Raw genomic sequence first — 17,669 nt, 5'->3', positions numbered from 1 at the left:
TCAGAAAACAGAGCGGCCGCAGGGCTACTCCCCGGCCGCCATCGCCATGATCGTCTTCTTGGCGCGCTGGACCGAGGCCGGGCTCATCGACAGTTCGGTGAGACCCATCTCCAGGAAGGCGGGGATGAGATCCGGCCGGCCCGCCGCCTCGCCGCACATGCCCACCATGATACCGGCGGCGACGCCGGCCCTGGCCGTCAGTTCGATCGCAGACATGACGGCTGGATTGGTGACGTCGTTGAGCTTCGCAACGGTCGGGTTGAGCCGGTCGGCGGCCATGATGTACTGGGTCAGGTCGTTGGTGCCTATCGAGAAGAAAGCCACCTCCTTGGCCAGTGCCGGCGCGATCAGCACCGCGGCCGGGGTCTCGATCATCACGCCGAGATCGAACGTAGCGTGCGGCACGCCTTCGGCCTTGAGTTCGGCGGCGCATCTATCGACAAGAACGCGCGTCTGCCGCACCTCGCCAAGATCGGAAACCATCGGCAGCATCACCTTGATGTTGCCGTGTACGGCGGCCCTTAGCAGCGCCCTGAGTTGGCGCTTGAAGATATCGGGCCGGTCGAGGCACATGCGGATGCCGCGCCAGCCGAGGAACGGATTTTCCTCGTCGGGAAACTCGATGCCGGCAATCGGCTTGTCGCCGCCGATGTCGAGCGTGCGCACGATGACCGGATAAGGCGCGAAGGCCTTGGCCAGCGCCGCATAGGTCTCGGCCTGCATGTCTTCCGACGGCAGGTGCATGTGGCGCATGAACAGGAGCTCGGTGCGGAACAGGCCGACACCCATGGCGCCGGCTTCCTGCGCCGCCTCGATCTCCTCGAGCGAGCCAATATTGGCCGCGACTTCGATCACCTTGCCGTCCGCCAGCTTCGGCGTCACCGTCTTGAAGGCGGCCAGGCCGGCACGTTCCTTCGCCGCCGCTTCGACCCGGCCGGCGAAATCGGCGCATGTCGCCGCATCGGGATCGATGATCACCTGGCCGGTATTGCCGTCGAGCGCTACTTCTTGCGCCGTGCGCAAGGCATTGATCCGGTCGCCAAGGCCCAGTACCGCCGGAATGCCATGCGAGCGAGCGATGATGGCGATGTGCGAAGTGGCGCCGCCATGGCCGCACACCACGCCGCCGATGCGTTTCAGCGGCGCACGCGCCAGGTCCCAGGCGCCGATGTCGTCGGCGATCAGGATCGCACCTTGCGAAATATTTTCGAGGCTGACGTCGTCTTGGCCCAGCAACGCCAGGCAGATCTGCCGTCCGACCGCATGGACATCGTCCGCCCGCGCATTGAGGTAGTGATCGTCGACGGCGCTGAAATCGGCGGCGATGGTGGAAGCGGCGGTGATCATGGCCGAGACCGCGTCATTGCCGCCCTTGATCGCCTTCTCGGCCTCGCCGGTCAGGCTGTCGTCGGCCGCGATATCCCTGAGCGCCGCGATGATGCCCCGGTCACCGGCCGACAGACTATCCTGCGCCAGCGCCCGATCCATGCGCGCCTGGACAGCGGCGACGGCGGCGCGGAACCTGTCGATTTCGCCGGCGATTTCATCGGCTTGCAACATGCGGCCCTGTCCGGCGATGTCAGGCGGGAAATGCGCGAATGCCGGCCCGATGGCAACGCCCTCGCTTGCGGCGACACCACGCAAACCACTCGCTTCGCCTGATACCGCCGGCGCGGATTGGGGTGCGGGCGCCGCTTCCTTGCCTGCGTCATTCGCCGGGGCGTGGGCTTCGTCGTCGTCGAGACCCGCCTTGGGGTTCTCAAGATAGCCGATCAGCGCCTCGATCGCCTCGATGGCATCGGCGCCGTTCGCCCGCACGGTGACTTCCTGGTTTTCCTTGACCGCCAACAGCATCAGCTTGACCGAGCTCTTGGCGCTGACCGCCTTGCCGTCCTTGACCAGCTCGACGTCGGATTCGAAAGCCTTGGCGAGCTTGACGAAGCGCGTGGCGGGACGGGCGTGCAAACCTTCATGCACTCTGACGATGGTCGAGCGTTCCATGGCAAATACTCTGCTTTTTTGGGCGCCAAGGCCAGACTGGCCGAGGCGCGAATGCTTTCAGGCGGCGATGGTGATGATCGCGTCTGTCTTCAGGGCGGCCACGAGGGCTTGCGTATCGACCTGCGATGCGCAGATCTCGCCCGGCCTTTCGGCCTCGGTGGCGCCGTTGAACGAGATGACGACGTGGCCCATCTCGAGGACCTTGCTCCAGGCGCTGGAGCCGACGGCGGTTATAACGGCCGAAACCGGGCCAAGCGTGATCGACGCGCCCTTTTCAGGCGCGCCGTCGCTGGGTCCAATCTCCGTCTTGTGGAGCACGGAAACCTCGGCAAGCTCCGGTGGCGAGCCATCCGCGAACAGGATGACCACGCCGCCTTCGGCGAGGTCCGCCACTTCGGGCCCTATTGCCGTGACCCGTGTCTTGAGAAGAACCGACATATGGCGAACCTCGTTATTTCTGGTGTTTAGAACACGATCAGGGAGACGACCCAGGCGATCAGCACCGAGACCGGACCCATGATCTGGCGGCTGATGAGCACCGCCGGCACGCCGATTTCGATGGTTTTCGGCTTGGCTTCGCCGAGCGCCAGGCCGACCGGGACGAAGTCGCAGCCGACTTGGGTGTTGTAGGCAAACAGCGCCGGCAGCGCCATTGCCGGCGAAATCGTGCCGTTGGCGATCTGCGGGCCGATGATGGCGACGCCGATGACCTGCGCGATGACGGCGCCTGGCCCGAGGATGGGCGACAGGAACGGCAGGCCGCAAATGGCCGAGATGACCAGCAGGCCGACGATGTTGTTGGCCAGCGGTCCCATCGGCTGCGCCAGCACGTCGCCAATGCCGGTGTACAGGATCAGGCCGATGAGCATGGTCACGAAGGCCATGAACGGCAGCACGTTGCGGACAACCTGGTCGATGGTGCGGCGGCCGGCATTGAAGAAAATGCCGACGACACGACCCATGACGCGGCCGATCGTGCTGATGAACCCGATCAAGCCACCTTCGCTGGGCAGCGCCGTCGGCGTCGCAGTGTTGTTGGTAGAACTCATCGATGCTGCTCCCCCCGCAGTTGTGACCGCCTCGGAACCGTCCGCCATTGTGACATTGGCCGGTTTCACGCCCGAAACGTAGATATCCTCGGTGATGAACTGGGCGAGCGGCCCAGCCTGGCCGACCGGCGTCAGGTTGACGGTCGGGATACGCTTGCGCGGATAGACGCCGCATCGCGCGGTGCCACCGCAATCGACGACGACAACCGCCATCTCGCCTTCCACCGGCGGCGCCTTGAAACCGTCTACGGCTGTGGCGCCGGTCATGTCGGCGATGAGCTGGGCCACGGGATGGATCCCGCCACCGGTGACGGAGACGACCTTGTCGCGCTGCGCGGTCGGCTCGATGACGAGCGGGCCGCCCCAGCCGGTGGAACCCCGGGAGACTTTTACGGCTTTGTATGTCTTGGCCATGATGTCCTCCCCGCCCTTACAGCTCAACGCCCTGGCGGCGTGCCATGATGGCTGTGATGCGCTCGGTCAGCATGCCCTTGAGCAGGATCACGACGAGACCAACGATCGCGTACCAGATCGCCACCTTGACGTGGTAACCGGCGACGACAACGCCCCGCTTCTCGAGATCGAGCAAGGCAACGAGCATGCCTCCCCAGACGAAATATTCGCCAGGGTTGATGTGCGGGAAGAGGCCGAGCGGCGGATGCACGTAGGACACGGCCGCGTCGTAGAAAGCGGGCTTGTGCTTCTCTTCCAGGAACGACCCGAAGGTATAGGCCATCGGGTTGGTGAGGAAAAACACCGCCAGCAGCGGTAGCACGGTATAGCGGGTCAGCGCGATACGGCCAGCACCACGCGCCAGGCCGTGGACACGCTCTTCGCCGACCAGTTCGGTGACGGCGTAGAAGGCTGTCATCAGCACGACAAGTGTCGGGATGATGCCGGTGACAAAGCCGGCGAAAACCTCGCCGCCCTTCTGGAAGATGCCGATGAAGTACTTGCCGATGGCAGTGAGCCAGCCAAGCTGCTCTTCCTGCTGCACATTTTTCAGCTGTTCCTTCAGCTGCTCGGCGGTAACCGGCGCACCGTCGGTCTGCGCCTGCGCAAGGATCACGAGATGATCGGAAGCATGCTCGGCGGCGAGCCTGCCATGCAATGCAGCGTCCGAAACCATGGCACCCGCGATATGCAGGTTATGCACGGCCATGTCGGCATGCTGCGCCAACAACGAAAATACAGACATTTCTCCTCCTTATGCCGGCCCGCCGGTTGATCCCAGTCGGCGCACGGCCTCCTCTATCCCTTTGATCCAGAGGCGGATTCAGATTTCAGGTCGATTTGACCTGGAAATCATCCGACTCTAGGCCCTTGCTACATTCAAGCCGGCCAGGCCCGGCTTCTTCCCCGGCTCCGACCGTGCTTTGTCGATCTGTTCGATCGCCCGCTTCACGGCCTCGGCCACACCGGGTTCCCCCTCCCCCATGATCGCAGGGTTGGACCGGAGTCGATCGAGGGGGACACCCTCGAATTCTTCATGTCGCTTGAATTTGGTGAACACGGAACGGCCGCTCATCACCATCATGCGGCGCACGATCAGGTCGGGCGTAACCACGACCAGCGCGATTGTTCCCTTGGCAAATCGGCCCCGAAAATTGCCGGCGCCGACGAAGCCATCCTTGTACTGATCGGTGACGCCCCGAAAGACATCCGAATAGTGCCGCATCTGCAGCCAGACGCCGAGCGACTGCAACGCCCACACAATAACCAGCAGGAGCAGTCCCCACTGCCAAATCGCCATTCGGTTCTCCTCCCGAAGCTTCAGTCGAGGCGCACCTTGGACCGGCACGCGACAACAGCAAAGTGAGAACATTTGTTTCCGCGAATGTCAATATGTATGATATTGGCCTCAACCACGGTCATCCACAGGGCCGCCGCGCGATTTCGGCGGGGGCACGACTGTGCTAGCCTGTGGGGAAACGGGATACAGGAAATGGAACTGCCCTTCAGGGATGAACTGGCCCTCATGCCCGATCTGCGCCACCGGCTTCGGCAGTTGCGCTGGTTCCGCGCCACCTTCCGCGGCAGCGCCAAGGTGGTTTCGGACACATTCGGCGTACGCTTCGAAATCGACGAGGCGAAGCTGACCCGGGCTTTTCTCGACTGGGTCGAGGTGATGGAGGCGCAGAAGCGCTTCGCCGCGATCGACCGCGCCGATTTCATCGTCTTTGCCGCCGGCCTCGTGCTGCGCGAACTGATCAAGCAGGCGCCGGCCAGGGAGATCTCCGGCCTTACCCAGCTCATCGAAACGGATCAGAATGCCGGCACGCTGGACATCATCCGCTTCTGGCCGGAAGGCTTTCTCTACACCAACTACTGCGTCTCGGTGATTTCGGCCATCTACGAGCAGGAGTTCGGTTCAGCGCCTAGCATCGACAAATGCGCCGACGACCTGCGCACCTGGTGGTCCTATCGCGAAAACGTCACCGAAATGCCGGCTTATGCCGTGGCTTTCCTCGACCGCTTCCTGGGCGCGGAACCGAACTGGATCACGCCCGACCGCGCGCAGTCGCGGCAGGCCATGCAACGAGCGTTGGGGTCCTCTCGCGCCAGCGATGCCTTGCGCCAGCTTTGAATTGGCCTCTATTGCCCCCTATTCACGAGGCCGCGAGTGCCCGCTATTGAACATTTGACTTTTTCTCGATAGCGATGTGCCAATTCTGACAGAGGCCGGGAGAAACGCGTGGCGCCGTCAAGACTGATCATTTTCGATTGCGACGGCGTTCTGGTCGACAGCGAGCCACTGGCCGCCAAAGCCTATGAACGTGTCTACGATAAGCATGGCATGCCGGGCGTTCACGGCGGTATCATCGCCCAGTGCGTCGGCATGAAGCAGGCCGACATCATCGTCAGGATCAAGGAATTGACCGGCCATCAGTTTCCCGCGACGGCCGATGGCGATATCTGGGCCGAGACTAAAGCCCTGTTTTCGCAGGAATTAAAGCCGACACCGGGAATCACCGCGTTCCTGGAAACGCTCGAGGGCGGCAGTTGCGTTGCCTCGTCGTCCTCCGTCGAGCGCATCAACCACAGCCTGGCCATTACCGGACTGGCGGGGTTCTTCGGCGAAGCCATCTACAGCTCCTCGATGGTCAAGAACGGCAAGCCGGCGCCGGACATTTTCCTGTTCGCCGCTGCGAAGATGGGCGCCAACCCGGCGGACTGCATCGTCATCGAGGATTCACCTTTCGGCATCCAGGGCGCGGTCGCCGCCGGCATGACCGCGATCGGCTATACCGGTGGCGGACATACCTACGCCGAACATGCCGCACGGCTGACGGCCGCCGGTGCCGATTTCGTCTGCGCCGACTGGCATGAAGTTAGCCGGCAATTGGCTAGGCTTGGTGTGCCGGCCTAGCGAGCGGGTAGTCCAAGGCGCGCCCATTCGCCAGGTGGAATCACAGCTCCGACACGGAAGTCGAAGGACAAGACCCTGGTCGCGTCGCTGTCGACCTCGCAGCGGAAGCCCAGATGGAACCACGTGGTTGAGGTACGGAAAGCAACGTCAGGGGCGTCAAGAACATTGCCGGCCTTCAGCGGAACACTTGGGATCAAAATGGGAAAATAGGAGGCGTCCAGCAATTGCTGCTGCAACGCGCTGGCGCAAAGTTTGGCACCACGCTGACCGCGAGGCACGCCACCCATTGAGGTCGTGGCCAGCGCGTCACCCGTAGCGCCCTGCGAGTAAAGCTTGCGAACGCCCGGAAGGCCTGAATACCTGCGCGATGCCGCGCTGGCTACGTCAGTGGAACCTGGGCTTCCGGCGCCCCCGTTTCGGGACTTCGCAACCTTTGAAGAGCTGGGCTTCGGTGTATTTGTTGGTTTAGGCTCCGGCTTCGCAGCCGACATTGGAAGCTCGACCTCACCGTCCCCGTCGGTGGCCAGCGGCGTTGGTGCCGCGCCTGTCTGCTTGGCGGAGTCCTGCACTCCCGCCTGTCGTTTGGCGGCCTGCTGCTTATCTGCGTCCTGGGTCAGAGTTGCCTGCTTCTCCTGCGCGGGCTCGGTGTCCTTCGCATCGGTTACCGGCTTTTCGCCGGCCTCAGCTGAATCCGCCGGCTTCTCGGTGCCTGCCGGCACGTCGGATTGGGTCTCGGCAGGCTTCTGCACGACCGGCGGCTTCGCATCCTCATCCTTGGTCGGCGACGGCGAACTGTCTTGAGCGCTGGCCCCATCCAGGGATTTCCGGGGGCCTGCATCCTTGTCGCCGAACTGAAAAACAGGCTTCAGCACCTCGATTGGCGGAGGCTTCCGAGGTTGCGGAGCCGGCTTTTCAACTTTCTGCTCAGGCGGTTTTTCAACCTTCGGTTCCGGTGGCTTAGGAGACGGTACAGGGGCAAGTTTCGGTTTTGGCTGCTCGGGCGGGGGCACGAGCGCGACATTGACCGGTTCCTCCTCCTGCGGCTGTTGGGGCGGCGTGGGCAGGCCATAGATCAAGAGCCCCGCGACAAGCGCATGCAGGATCAGCGATGCGGGGATACCCCACAGCAGATTCCGACGCCGCTCTCCTGTCTCGCCCTTCATCTGACCGATGTGGAATGAAATAGCGGCGGCTTCAAGCATAAGCATTGGATTGGCGCAATTTGGCCTCTGACAGGTTGGTGATCTGGATCACCACGGGCAGGGCCGTGTTACCGAGGCGCCGGCGCGACATCGGGCAAGATGCGATCATTGCCGCTGCTCACGGCGAGGCTGGTGCGGCCCTTTTCGCCGAAACCGCCAAGCAGGTCCAGCATCATCAAGAGGCTGCTCCCGCCGCCGGGATCAGCCAGCCGGATTTTATGCGCAGGCGCGCCTGCGCCCCGTTCTCCAGCACAACCGGATCGGGCTGCTCGAAATGCAAGGTGAGGTCGGGATCGGCCTTGGGCGTGAATTCGATGCGCGCCGCGCCGCCTTGGTAGACCGCCCGCTTGACGAGACCGTCGAAGCCCGAGGCATCGGCCGAAATCTCGATGTCGGCGGAGCGGCAGCAGATCCTGGCGCCGGCCCGCGGCCGCTCGCCACGCCGGCAGCGGACCACCAGCTCGCTTCCGAGTACCCGGACCTTGCAATGGCCACTTTCCTCGCCCGTCAGCACGTCCGCCGGCAGCAGGATGCCTTGCGAAATGAAGGAAGCGACCATTTCATTTGCCGGCTCATGATAGAGGTCGCGCGGCCTCGCAAGCTGCGCCAGGCGTCCACGATCCATCACCGCGATGCGGTCGGCCAGCGCCATCGCCTCCGTCTGGTCATGGGTAATGTAGACGATGGTCGTGCCCGTGCGCTTGTGGAAGGCGGCGAACTCGTCCTCCATCGAGGCCCTGAGATGCACGTCGAGATTGGCGAGCGGCTCGTCGAACAGCACCAGCGAGGGTGTCGCCACCAGGCAACGCGCCAATGCCACGCGCTGGCGTTGGCCGCCGGAAAGATTGGCGGGCCTGCGCTCACCCAGGCCCTGCAGATTGACCAAGGCAAGCGCGTCTTCCACTTTTTTGCGCGCAACCGCCTTGTCGAGTTTGGCCACCTTCAGCGAATAGCCGATATTCTCGGCGACACTCATGTGCGGCCACAGGGCGTAATTCTGGAAGACGATGCCGACGCGCCGCTTTTCCGGCGCGATGCTGCCGCCGCTGTTCGAAACGACATCGCCGCCGATGCGGATTTCGCCCGAGGTCACTTTCTCGAAACCGGCGATCAGCCGCAGCAACGTCGTCTTGCCGCAGCCGGAAGGTCCGAGCACCGCCAGAAACTCGCCGTCAGCGACATCGATCGAGACATCCTTCACGGCATCGAAATCGGCGAAGCTCTTGGTCACATGGTCCAGGGTCAGTCGCGCCATGGCAGAACTCCGCTCGGAAGATGAGGGGCAAGCAGGTTGGTCACCAGCATCAGCGCGAAGGTGACGGCGACCGTGACGACGGACATCGCCGCCGCGTAGTTGGAATCGCCGCCCTGCTCGAAGGAAAACATGACCACGCCGATGGTCTCCGAACCCGAGGACCACAACAATGCCGAGACCGTGAGTTCGCTGAGCGCCGTCATGAAGATCAAAAGGCCACCGGCGACCGCAGCCGGCGCGACCAGCGGAAAGATGATGGTGCGCATGCGCGTGAACAGGCCGGCGCCCGCCACCTGCGCTGCCTCCTCCAGTGCCCGGTCGATCTGGTGATAGCCGCTGATGGTCGGCCGCAGCGCCAGCACCAGGAAGCGGGCGAGATAGGCATAGAGGATGATCCAGACAGTGTTGTAGAGCTGGATGCCGGTTAGCGGGATCGGCCGCAGGAACAATAGGAGCGAAGCGATCGCCAGCACCACGCCGGGCAAGGCGTAGGGCAGTTCGACCGAGAGATTGAGCAGCCGCACCCAGCGCTGCTTGCCCCAGGCGATGAGATAGCCAACCGGCACGGCAACGATGACGGCGAAGAACGCTGCGGCGATCGACAGCCAGAAACTGTTGAAGAAGGCGCGATTGGCGGCATCATGCTCGAACAGCACGAAACGGTAATTGTCGAGCGTCGCCGTCTTGGTGGTGAGCGCAATGCCGTAGCCCGGCACCAGCGAGGTCAGCACCAGCCCGAACAGCGGCAGGACCAGCACCAATACGATGAGCAGCCACATGCCGGCCTGGACGACAGGCCGCCAGCGGCCCAGTTCGTAAGGTTCGGCCGGCAGCGATGTCGAAGAGATGCGGTAATCGCGGCGGCGGCTCATCACCTCCTGGGCGAGGATGCCGGCCATGGCGATGATGCCGATCAGTACGGACAGGAACGCGGTCTCGCCGAGCACCGCCGGACCGCCGCCGGCCAGCTTCTGATAGATGAGCGTCGGCAGCACCAGGTAGTTGGCGGGAATGCCGAGAAAGGCCGGAATGCCGAAATTGCCGACGCAGGAAACGAAGGCAAGTGCTGCCGCCGCCATGATGGAGGGCGTCATCAAGGGCAGCACGATGGTGGCCAGTACGGTGAACCAGTTCGCACCGCCGGCACGTGCGGCCTCGACCAGTTCGCGCGGCAGCTTGCGCAGGCCGGCCCGCACCAGCAGGAAGACCAGCGGCCCGTACTGTACGCCAAGCAGCAGGATGATGCCCGGGGTCGAATAGAGCGGGTTCTTCGTGCCGAGCGGGGGAGCCGCCCCGAAAAGCTTGAGGAACGGGCTCGCCGGGCCGAACAGTTGCAGCCAGGCCAGCGCCGTCACCTGCGGCGCGATCATCAGCGGCATGACGTAGCAGAGCACCAGGGCGCTTCGGCAGCGTATGTCGGTCAGCGAGACGAGCACGGCCACCAGTGTTCCCGAAAGCACTGCCAGAAGCGTGCCGCCGATGCCGACGACCAGCGTGTGCCAGATCGCGATCCAGGTTGCCGGACTTCTCAGCCCGGCCTCCACGGCCGCGGTCGACAAGATGCCGCCGGGCGCCACGATCTCCTCGACGAGGCGCAGCATGGGCAACATCGAAAGCAGGATGATGACGACGGCCACCGCCGCCGTCAGGACCATTTCCTGGCCACGGCTTTCCCTGATGCGTGTCGGCATGATTGCGTTTCCTGGGGTCAATGCGACCGGGTGCGGTTCATTTCGGCGCAATTCCGGACGGAAAACGCTTCGCACTTTTCCTGGAATTGCTCTGGCGAAGCGAGCGGGATGCCGCTGCCGGCACCCCGCCGCGATCGACGGTTCAGCCGCCGAACAGTTCCTGGAATTTCGCCTTGTCGGCGTCGGTCTTGGCAACGATCGCCTTGGTGTCGAACGTCATCACCTTGACCTTGACGCCTTCCGGCAGCCAGTCGGGACGGCCGACCGAGGCGCGTGCCGGCAGGTAGCCCATAGACAGCGCCAGCTTCTGGCCCTCATCGGACAGAATAAAGTCGACGAACTTCTTGGCGCCATCGACGTTCTTGGTGGTCTTCATGATGGCGACCGGCTCGGTCACGGCAGGTACGCCTTCGCTGGGGAACACGAACTCGACCGGCGAGCCCTTCTTCTTGGCGTTCATCGCCATGAAATCGACGAGGATGCCATAGGGCTTCTCGCCCGAAGCCACCGACTTCAGCACCGCGCCATTGCCGCGCACGCTGACGGTGTTGTTGGTCTTCAGCTTCTGGAAGAAATCCCAGCCATAGTTGGTATCGCCGGCGAAGCCCGAAAGCAGGTAGGCGGCCGCACCCGAATAGAGCGGGCTTGGCATGACCAGGCCATCGGCATAGGCCGGCTTGGCGAGATCGGCCCAATGCCGCGGCCTTTCGGCGGCGGCGGTGTTGTAGACGATGCCGGTGGTGATCAGCTTGCTGCCGAAATAGGTCTTGTCGGCATCATAGGCATCCGCGTCGACCCCGTCGAGCTTGGCCTCGGGATAGGCCATCAACCTGTCGTCCTTCTTCAGCAGTTCCATCGAGACCGCGTCGGCGATGAGCAGCACGTCGGGCTGCGGGCTGCCTGCGGCGAACTCGGCCGCCATCTTGGTCAGTATGTCGCTGGTTCCGGAGCGATAGATGGTGACGTCGATGCCGGGCTGCGCCTTCTTGAAGGCATCCACGGTCTTGGCCGCGTCCGCTTCCGGCTGGGATGTGTAGAGCGTCAGTGTTTCGGCATTTGCCACGCCGGCGAACAACGTTGCCGCGAGCGCCAGCTGGCTGGCCAACAGCTTGATGAATAGCGTCTTCATGAGACCTCCTGTCCTGTCTGTGCATGACCGGTCTGGCCCCTGACCAGCACCCCGTCTCTTCCTCCCTGCACGGCGCATATGACTGGTGGATGACACAGCGCATCAAGGCTTGGATCAAGATGAGATCAGGGCCGCCTTCTCGCGCGAGAGGCGCGTCGATGCCCAACAGGCGCTTTGTGTAAGGCTCCGCCGGGAGGAGCCTGGGCGGGAGGTCATCAGATAAAGCCGGAGATCGGTGCTACACCAGCATGCCCATCGGATTTTCGATCAGCTTCTTGAAGGCGACCATCAGTTCCGCCCCAAGCGCTCCGTCGACGGCGCGATGGTCGGTCGACAGCGTCACCGACATCACGGTGGCTATTTTGATCTCGCCATTCTTGACCACCGCCCGCTGCTCGCCGGCGCCGACCGCCAGGATCGTCGCATGCGGCGGGTTGATCACCGCGGCGAAGTCCTTGATGCCGAACATGCCGAGATTGGAGACCGCCGTCGTGCCACCCTGATACTCCTCGGGCTTCAGCTTGCGGCTGCGGGCGCGGCTGGCCAGATCCTTCATCTCGTTGGAGATGACGGACAGCGTCTTTTCGTCCGCATGCCGGATGATCGGCGTGATCAGGCCACCGGGGATCGCCACGGCAACGCCGACATCGGCATGCTTGTGCTTGACCATGGCGCTCTCGGTCCACGAGGCATTGGCATCCGGCACCGCCTTCAGCGCCATGGCCATCGCCTTGATCACCATGTCGTTGACCGACAGCTTGTAGGCAGGCGCCTCACCCTTGTCGGTCTTCTTCACCGGCGCGTCGGCATTGAGTTGCGTGCGCAGGGCCAGCAGCGCATCGAGTTCGCAGTCGAGCGTCAGGTAGAAATGCGGGATGGTGATTTTGGCTTCGACCAGGCGCCGCGCGATGGTCTTGCGCATGTTGTCATGCGCAATGAGTTCATAGGAGCCTTCCTCGAACAGCTTCAGCACCTGGTCGTCCGACATTGGCTTCACAGCCGGCGCGGCGGCCGGTGCGACAGCCGGAGCCTTGGCGGCGGGCGCTGCCTTGGCACCACCGCCGGCGATCGCGGCATCCACGTCTGCTTTCACCACCCGGCCATGCGGGCCGGTGCCGGATATGGCTGAAAGGGTGAGGCCCGCCTCGCGCGCCAGACGGCGAGCCAGCGGTGTCGCGCGTCCGCCCGATGGCGATTGGCCAATCTCCCCCCCTGTGGGGGAAATGCCCGGCAGGGCAGAGGGGGGCGTGACGGAATGAGGCGTTGGCGGGACAGCGCCCCTCTCTGTCGGCTCCGCCGACATCTCCCCCACGACGGGGGAGATTGGCGCCGCTTCCTGCTTGGCCCCATAAGCCTCGCTGTCGGCATAGATCCACGCAACCGGCGCGCCGACCGGAATGTCGACACCTTCCTTGCCCGTCACGTCGCGCAACACGCCACTGGCCGGTGCATCGATTTCCATCGCCGCCTTGTCGGTCTCGATCTCGAACAGCACGTCGCCCTTCTTGACGTGCGCGCCTTCCTCGGCGAACCAGCGCGAGATCTGTCCGGTCGCCATGTCCATGTCGACCTTGGGAAGAATGACTTCGGTCGGCATGTCTCAGCGAACCCCTTTCACGAGGTCGCGCGCGGCGGTGATGATGTCGGGAACCTGCGGCACCGTGGCCTTTTCCAGCTCCGGATTGTACGGGATCGGCGTTTCCGCGCCGCCCAGTCGCACGATCGGCGCATCGAGGTAGTCGAACGCCTCGCTCTCGGCGATCATGGCGCTGACCTCGGCGCCGATGCCCAGCGTTTTGACCGCTTCATAGACGCACATCAGCCGCGACGTCTTCTTGACGCTATCGATGACCGTCTGCTTGTCCATCGGCCGGATGGTCCGGAGATCGACGACTTCGACGTCGATGCCTTCGGCCTCCAGCGTGGCGGCGGCGTCGAGCGCCTTCTGCACCATGATCGAGGTGGCGACGATCGTGAGGTCGCGGCCCTCGCGGCGGATATCGGCCCTGCCGATCGGTACGGTGTAATAGCCTTCCGGCACCGGCCCCTTCATCTTGTAGAGCAGCTTGTGCTCGAAGATCATCACCGGATCGGGATCGGCGACGGCAGCCAGAAGCATGCCCTTGGCATCATAGGGTGTTGCCGGCTGGATGACTTTCAGACCCGGCACATGGCCGAGCCAGGCTTCCAGGCTCTGGCTATGCTGCGCCGCCGCACCCGTGCCGGAGCCGGCGGGAAACCGCATCACCACCGGCACCGAAACCTCGCCGCCCAGCATGAAGCGCATCTTGGCGGCCTGGTTGACGATTTGCTCCATGGCGAGCGTGGCGAAGTCGGAAAACTGGAATTCGAAGATCGGCCGCATGCCGGTTAGCGCGGCGCCGACAGCGACGCCCGCGCCGCCCAGTTCAGAGATCGGTGTGTCCAGCACCCGCTCAGCGCCATAGCGCTCGACCAGATCGCCGGTCACCTGGAAGGCGCCGCCATAGACGCCGATATCCTCGCCCATCAGGAAGACGCGTTCGTCCATGTCCATGGCGACCGCCATGGCCTCCTGGATCGCCTGGGCGTAGCTCAGTTCACGCACCATCGCGTCCATCACGCCCGCTCCGTATACACGTAATTTCCGGTCTCGGTGACGTCGGGCGAAGGGCTCGCCTTGGCGAACTCGATGCCATCGGCGATCTCCCGTACCACCGCCTCGCGGATGGCCTCGATGCCCTTGTCGTCGATGAAACCGAATTCCCGCAGTTCGTTCTCGAAGAGGGTGATCGGATCGCGGTTCGACATCCAGTCCTCGATCTCTTCCTTGGTCCGGTAGCGGTTGCGGTCGCTCTTGGAATGGCCGCGATGGCGATACGTCTTGGATTCGATCAGCGTCGGCCCCTCGCCCGCACGTGCCCGCTCGACCGCCTTGTACGAAGCCTCGGCGACCTCGGAGAAGATGTTGCCGTTGACGATGACGCCCGGCATCGAATACGCGGCGGCGCGGTCGGCGATGTTCTTGACCGCGGTGGAGCGGGCCGTCGACGTCGACATGCCGTAGCCATTGTTCTCGCAGACGAAAATCACCGGCAACTTCCAGACTGCCGCCATGTTGAGCGCCTCATGGAAGGCGCCTTCATTGTTGGCGCCGTCGCCGAAGAAGGAGACCACGACCTTGCCGGTCTTCATCATCTTGGAGGAGAGCGCGGCACCGACGGCGATCGGAATGCCGCCGCCAACAATGCCGTTGGCGCCGAGATTGCCCTTGGCGACATCGGCGATGTGCATCGAACCGCCACGGCCCTTGCAGTAGCCGGTGGTCTTGCCAAAGAACTCGGCGAACATCCGCTTGACCTCGGCGCCCTTGGCGATGCAATGGCCGTGGCCGCGATGGGTCGAGGTGATCTGGTCATCCTCGCCAAGCGGCATGCATATGCCCATGGCGCTGGCCTCCTGGCCGATCGACAGATGCATGGTGCCGTGGATGAGGCCGCGCGTGTAGCTTTCCTCCGCGCCCTCTTCGAAGCGGCGGATGAGGTACATCTTGTAGAGCACCTGCTTCAGTTGCTCGGCGCTGTATTGGCGATAGACGAAGGGCAGGTTGGCGCGACTGTCCGCGACGGCTTTGCTGGCTCCGGCCATGATCAGGCCTCCACGGTTCCGTAGACGAGCTTGTCCTGGCGGGCGCGCAGTTCGGCGATCTTGGAGCCCGCTGCCGGAGCGGCATTGGCGTAGGTGATCAACTCGCCCTTCTTGATCGGCGCCGTCACCGAACCGCCCTGTAGCAGGCCGCAGGGGATGGCCCTGGCGGCATGCGCTTCCGGCGCCGTCATGATCCAGGCGCGATAGCAATATTCGCCGATCGCATCGAGCTTTTCGCCCGGCTGCATGTCTTTCTTGGCCACCGCACAGACTTCCGCCACCGGCTTTGCCAGCGGCACCATGTCGGCCTTGCCGTAGAGCACGACGCGGGCGCAGGTCAGCGGCACTTCGAGCGACGTCAGGTGATAGGGGCGGTGGAAGGTGAAGTACGGACCCTTGCCCATCTTCAAATCTTCCATACGCTCCGAGATGCGCGGATGCGACATGTCTGCGACGACGAAGACGCCGGGCGCGACACCCTTGCCGATCGAATAGTCGACGACGCCGACCCTGGACAACACGCCGCCATCCTTCTGCGGCACCAGCACCTTGTTCAATTCGCCGAGGGTCGCGGCCGGGCCATGCATGCCGGCCTTGTCGGGCACCAGGCCGGTGGCGTTGGCGATCGCCGCCATCTCGACCATGGTCTTGGAGCCGTCGACGAACTCGACCAGCATGCGCACATTCATGTGCCGGCGTCTGGCCTCTTCCTCATAGGCGGGCGGCGTGGCGTCGATGTTGAGCGGGTTGTTCTTGCCCTTGCCGGCGGCGACGATCGGGTGGCCCATGGCCGAAACGAATTCGATCAGCTCCATGCAGGAGGACGGCTCGTCGCCGGCGCCCAGCGAATAGGTGACGCCGAGCCGGTCGGCCTCGCTCTTGAGATAAGCGCCGATGGTGACGTCGGCCTCGACATTCATCATCACCAGATGCTTGCCATGCTCCATGGCGCGCAAGCCGATCTCTGCGCCGACGGCGGGAACACCGGTCGCATCGATGACGACGTCGATAAGATCGTTGTTGATGACCAGGCTGGCGTCGTTGGTCACCGCCACCTTGCCGGCCTCCATGGCAGCCGTCATCGCCGAAGCGTTCGCAACCTCGCGTGCATGGCCGGTTTCCTGGAAGGCGATGTCCACCGCCTTGCTGGCGGCGGGCAGGTTCAGTTCGGAGATGGCACCAATCTCGATACCCGACATATGGGCGACACGGGTGACGATGTCGGTTCCCATCTCGCCCGACCCGATCAGACCGATGCGGATCGGCTTGCCCGATTTGCCGCGTTCCTCGAGGTCGCGGGCAAGGCCCGTCAACGAAACATTGGAAGCCATACCGCTCATTCCTCCCATAATGCAGGCTTGTTCAATTGTCTGACGGGTATTGAACATCTGTATTTCTGTCAAGACTAATGTCCAAACCCGCGTGCTTTTGCAGCACTTTCCCGGCGCACACCGCAGGGTGGAAAAGAGGTCGGGAAAGCCGGCAAATCGCGGAATTCATCGGCGCACGCGGGCTCACAGTCGAGCGGTCAGCGTCCTGATCCTGTTGGCGGCGTTATCCGGCGACAGGAAAATCGTGAAAATGGACGACCACTCCATCGGCATCGATGAAGATGACGGCATAAGCGGGTGGCTCGTGGCCCAGTTGCCAGCTGTCCGAAAAATCGAGGGCGCTCTGATGGTTGGTGCTGCGCAGCGTGCTGACCGGTATGCCGCGCCAGCTGCCGGCGATCAGCCTGTGGACGTGGCCGGCAAAGATGTGGCCGACATTGCCGTGGCGCAGGAGAACGTCATGGAAGGTATCGGCGTCGGCGAGCATGACCTCGTCAAGCACCGGCATGTGGATCCGGAACGGCGGATGGTGCATGAAGAGGAAGACCGGCCGGTCGCGGGCTTCCTGCAACTTCTCGTCCAGCCAGCCCAGCCGTGCCGGGCACAGCCTGCCCTCGACATGTCCGCTGTCCAGCGTATCGAGCAGGATCAGGCGGCCATCGCTGCCATCGAAAACGCTCTGGACGAACCCGCGCTCGGCTGGCGTTTGCGGGAACATCTCGACAAAAAGCGCACGGTCGTCGTGGTTGCCGAGCATCAGCCGGCAAGGCGGCGCGAACCCCGACAGCGCCTCCCTCAATGCCGCATAGGCGGCGCGCTCGCCATCATTTGTCAGGTCGCCTGATATCACCACCAGATCGGCATCGGCATGGTTCCTACCGATGTCCGCCAGGCAGGCCTCCAGCCGGTCGAGCGGATCGGAGCCGTAGAGACGACCACCCGGCGCCATCAGATGCGGATCGGAGAGCTGGATGATTTTCATGGGCCCGCGCACTGCTTGCTGCCGGCGCCCCT

The 17,669-nt window shown here is 63.7% G+C and carries 16 protein-coding genes; 2 read left to right on the top strand and 14 right to left on the bottom strand.

The genetic code is table 11. The features are described from left to right. Positions 1 to 24 precede the first annotated feature (24 nt). From ptsP to O7B34_RS17735, 5 genes are all read right to left on the bottom strand, one after another. Positions 25 to 2,001 carry a phosphoenolpyruvate--protein phosphotransferase gene (gene ptsP, locus O7B34_RS17755; protein WP_337147259.1) on the bottom strand — a complete coding sequence of 659 codons (1,977 nt, stop codon included), beginning with the start codon at positions 1,999 to 2,001 and terminating at the stop codon, positions 25 to 27. 57 nt (positions 2,002 to 2,058) lie between these two features. After that, on the bottom strand, positions 2,059 to 2,439 hold the full coding sequence (locus O7B34_RS17750; protein ID WP_140616782.1) for a PTS glucitol/sorbitol transporter subunit IIA: 381 nt from the start codon (positions 2,437 to 2,439) through the stop codon (positions 2,059 to 2,061). Between the two features lie 26 nt (positions 2,440 to 2,465). Next, positions 2,466 to 3,464 carry a PTS glucitol/sorbitol transporter subunit IIB gene (gene srlE, locus O7B34_RS17745; RefSeq protein ID WP_337147258.1) on the bottom strand — a complete coding sequence of 333 codons (999 nt, stop codon included), beginning with the start codon at positions 3,462 to 3,464 and terminating at the stop codon, positions 2,466 to 2,468. 16 nt (positions 3,465 to 3,480) lie between these two features. Continuing rightward, entirely contained in the window at positions 3,481 to 4,248 is a 768-nt protein-coding gene (srlA, locus tag O7B34_RS17740) for a PTS glucitol/sorbitol transporter subunit IIC (protein ID WP_337147257.1), read from the bottom strand. A 117-nt stretch (positions 4,249 to 4,365) separates the two neighbouring features. Next, positions 4,366 to 4,803: a transcriptional regulator GutM gene (locus O7B34_RS17735; RefSeq protein ID WP_015315467.1), complete on the bottom strand. Its 438-nt coding sequence runs from the start codon at positions 4,801 to 4,803 to the stop codon at positions 4,366 to 4,368. Positions 4,804 to 4,995: 192 nt separating this feature from the next. Between O7B34_RS17735 and O7B34_RS17730 the strand changes: the two genes are divergently transcribed. Both O7B34_RS17730 and O7B34_RS17725 read left to right on the top strand, forming a co-directional pair. Continuing rightward, a complete protein-coding gene (locus O7B34_RS17730; RefSeq protein ID WP_149907509.1) occupies positions 4,996 to 5,637 on the top strand; it encodes a hypothetical protein in 642 nt (213 codons plus the stop codon). A gap of 108 nt (positions 5,638 to 5,745) precedes the next feature. Next, the gene (locus O7B34_RS17725; protein WP_337147256.1) at positions 5,746 to 6,420 is read left to right on the top strand and encodes an HAD family hydrolase; all 675 of its coding nucleotides are present in this window, start codon (positions 5,746 to 5,748) and stop codon (positions 6,418 to 6,420) included. Here O7B34_RS17725 and O7B34_RS17720 read toward each other — a convergent pair. From O7B34_RS17720 to O7B34_RS17680, 9 genes are all read right to left on the bottom strand, one after another. Beyond that, the gene (locus O7B34_RS17720; protein ID WP_337147325.1) at positions 6,417 to 7,622 is read right to left on the bottom strand and encodes a DUF930 domain-containing protein; all 1,206 of its coding nucleotides are present in this window, start codon (positions 7,620 to 7,622) and stop codon (positions 6,417 to 6,419) included. The genes O7B34_RS17725 and O7B34_RS17720 overlap by 4 nt on opposite strands. Positions 7,623 to 7,797: 175 nt before the next feature. After that, positions 7,798 to 8,877, bottom strand: a complete 1,080-nt coding sequence (locus O7B34_RS17715) for an ABC transporter ATP-binding protein (RefSeq protein WP_337147254.1) — start codon at positions 8,875 to 8,877, stop codon at positions 7,798 to 7,800. Next, positions 8,865 to 10,568, bottom strand: a complete 1,704-nt coding sequence (locus O7B34_RS17710) for an ABC transporter permease (RefSeq protein ID WP_337147253.1) — start codon at positions 10,566 to 10,568, stop codon at positions 8,865 to 8,867. Before O7B34_RS17710 ends, O7B34_RS17715 begins: the two co-directional genes overlap by 13 nt. A 142-nt stretch (positions 10,569 to 10,710) precedes the next feature. Further along, entirely contained in the window at positions 10,711 to 11,697 is a 987-nt protein-coding gene (locus tag O7B34_RS17705) for an ABC transporter substrate-binding protein (RefSeq protein WP_337147252.1), read from the bottom strand. 238 nt (positions 11,698 to 11,935) lie between these two features. Then, positions 11,936 to 13,294 (bottom strand): pyruvate dehydrogenase complex dihydrolipoamide acetyltransferase, encoded by a 1,359-nt coding sequence (locus O7B34_RS17700; protein WP_337147251.1) that lies wholly within the window; start codon positions 13,292 to 13,294, stop codon positions 11,936 to 11,938. A 3-nt stretch (positions 13,295 to 13,297) separates the two neighbouring features. Continuing rightward, positions 13,298 to 14,296, bottom strand: coding sequence for an alpha-ketoacid dehydrogenase subunit beta (locus O7B34_RS17695; protein WP_337147250.1), 999 nt, complete (start codon positions 14,294 to 14,296; stop codon positions 13,298 to 13,300). Continuing rightward, positions 14,296 to 15,324, bottom strand: coding sequence for a thiamine pyrophosphate-dependent dehydrogenase E1 component subunit alpha (locus O7B34_RS17690; protein ID WP_337147249.1), 1,029 nt, complete (start codon positions 15,322 to 15,324; stop codon positions 14,296 to 14,298). Before O7B34_RS17690 ends, O7B34_RS17695 begins: the two co-directional genes overlap by 1 nt. A gap of 2 nt (positions 15,325 to 15,326) precedes the next feature. After that, positions 15,327 to 16,655, bottom strand: a complete 1,329-nt coding sequence (locus tag O7B34_RS17685) for an NAD(P)H-dependent oxidoreductase (protein ID WP_337147247.1) — start codon at positions 16,653 to 16,655, stop codon at positions 15,327 to 15,329. A gap of 223 nt (positions 16,656 to 16,878) precedes the next feature. Then, positions 16,879 to 17,637 (bottom strand): phosphodiesterase, encoded by a 759-nt coding sequence (locus O7B34_RS17680; RefSeq protein ID WP_337147245.1) that lies wholly within the window; start codon positions 17,635 to 17,637, stop codon positions 16,879 to 16,881. Positions 17,638 to 17,669: the final 32 nt, after the last annotated feature.

This window comes from Mesorhizobium sp. Cs1299R1N3 (assembly GCF_037179625.1).
Classification (GTDB): Bacteria; Pseudomonadota; Alphaproteobacteria; order Rhizobiales; family Rhizobiaceae; genus Mesorhizobium; species Mesorhizobium salmacidum.
Note: the sequence above shows the minus strand (reverse complement) of the source record. Positions and strands in the feature narration are given on the sequence as shown.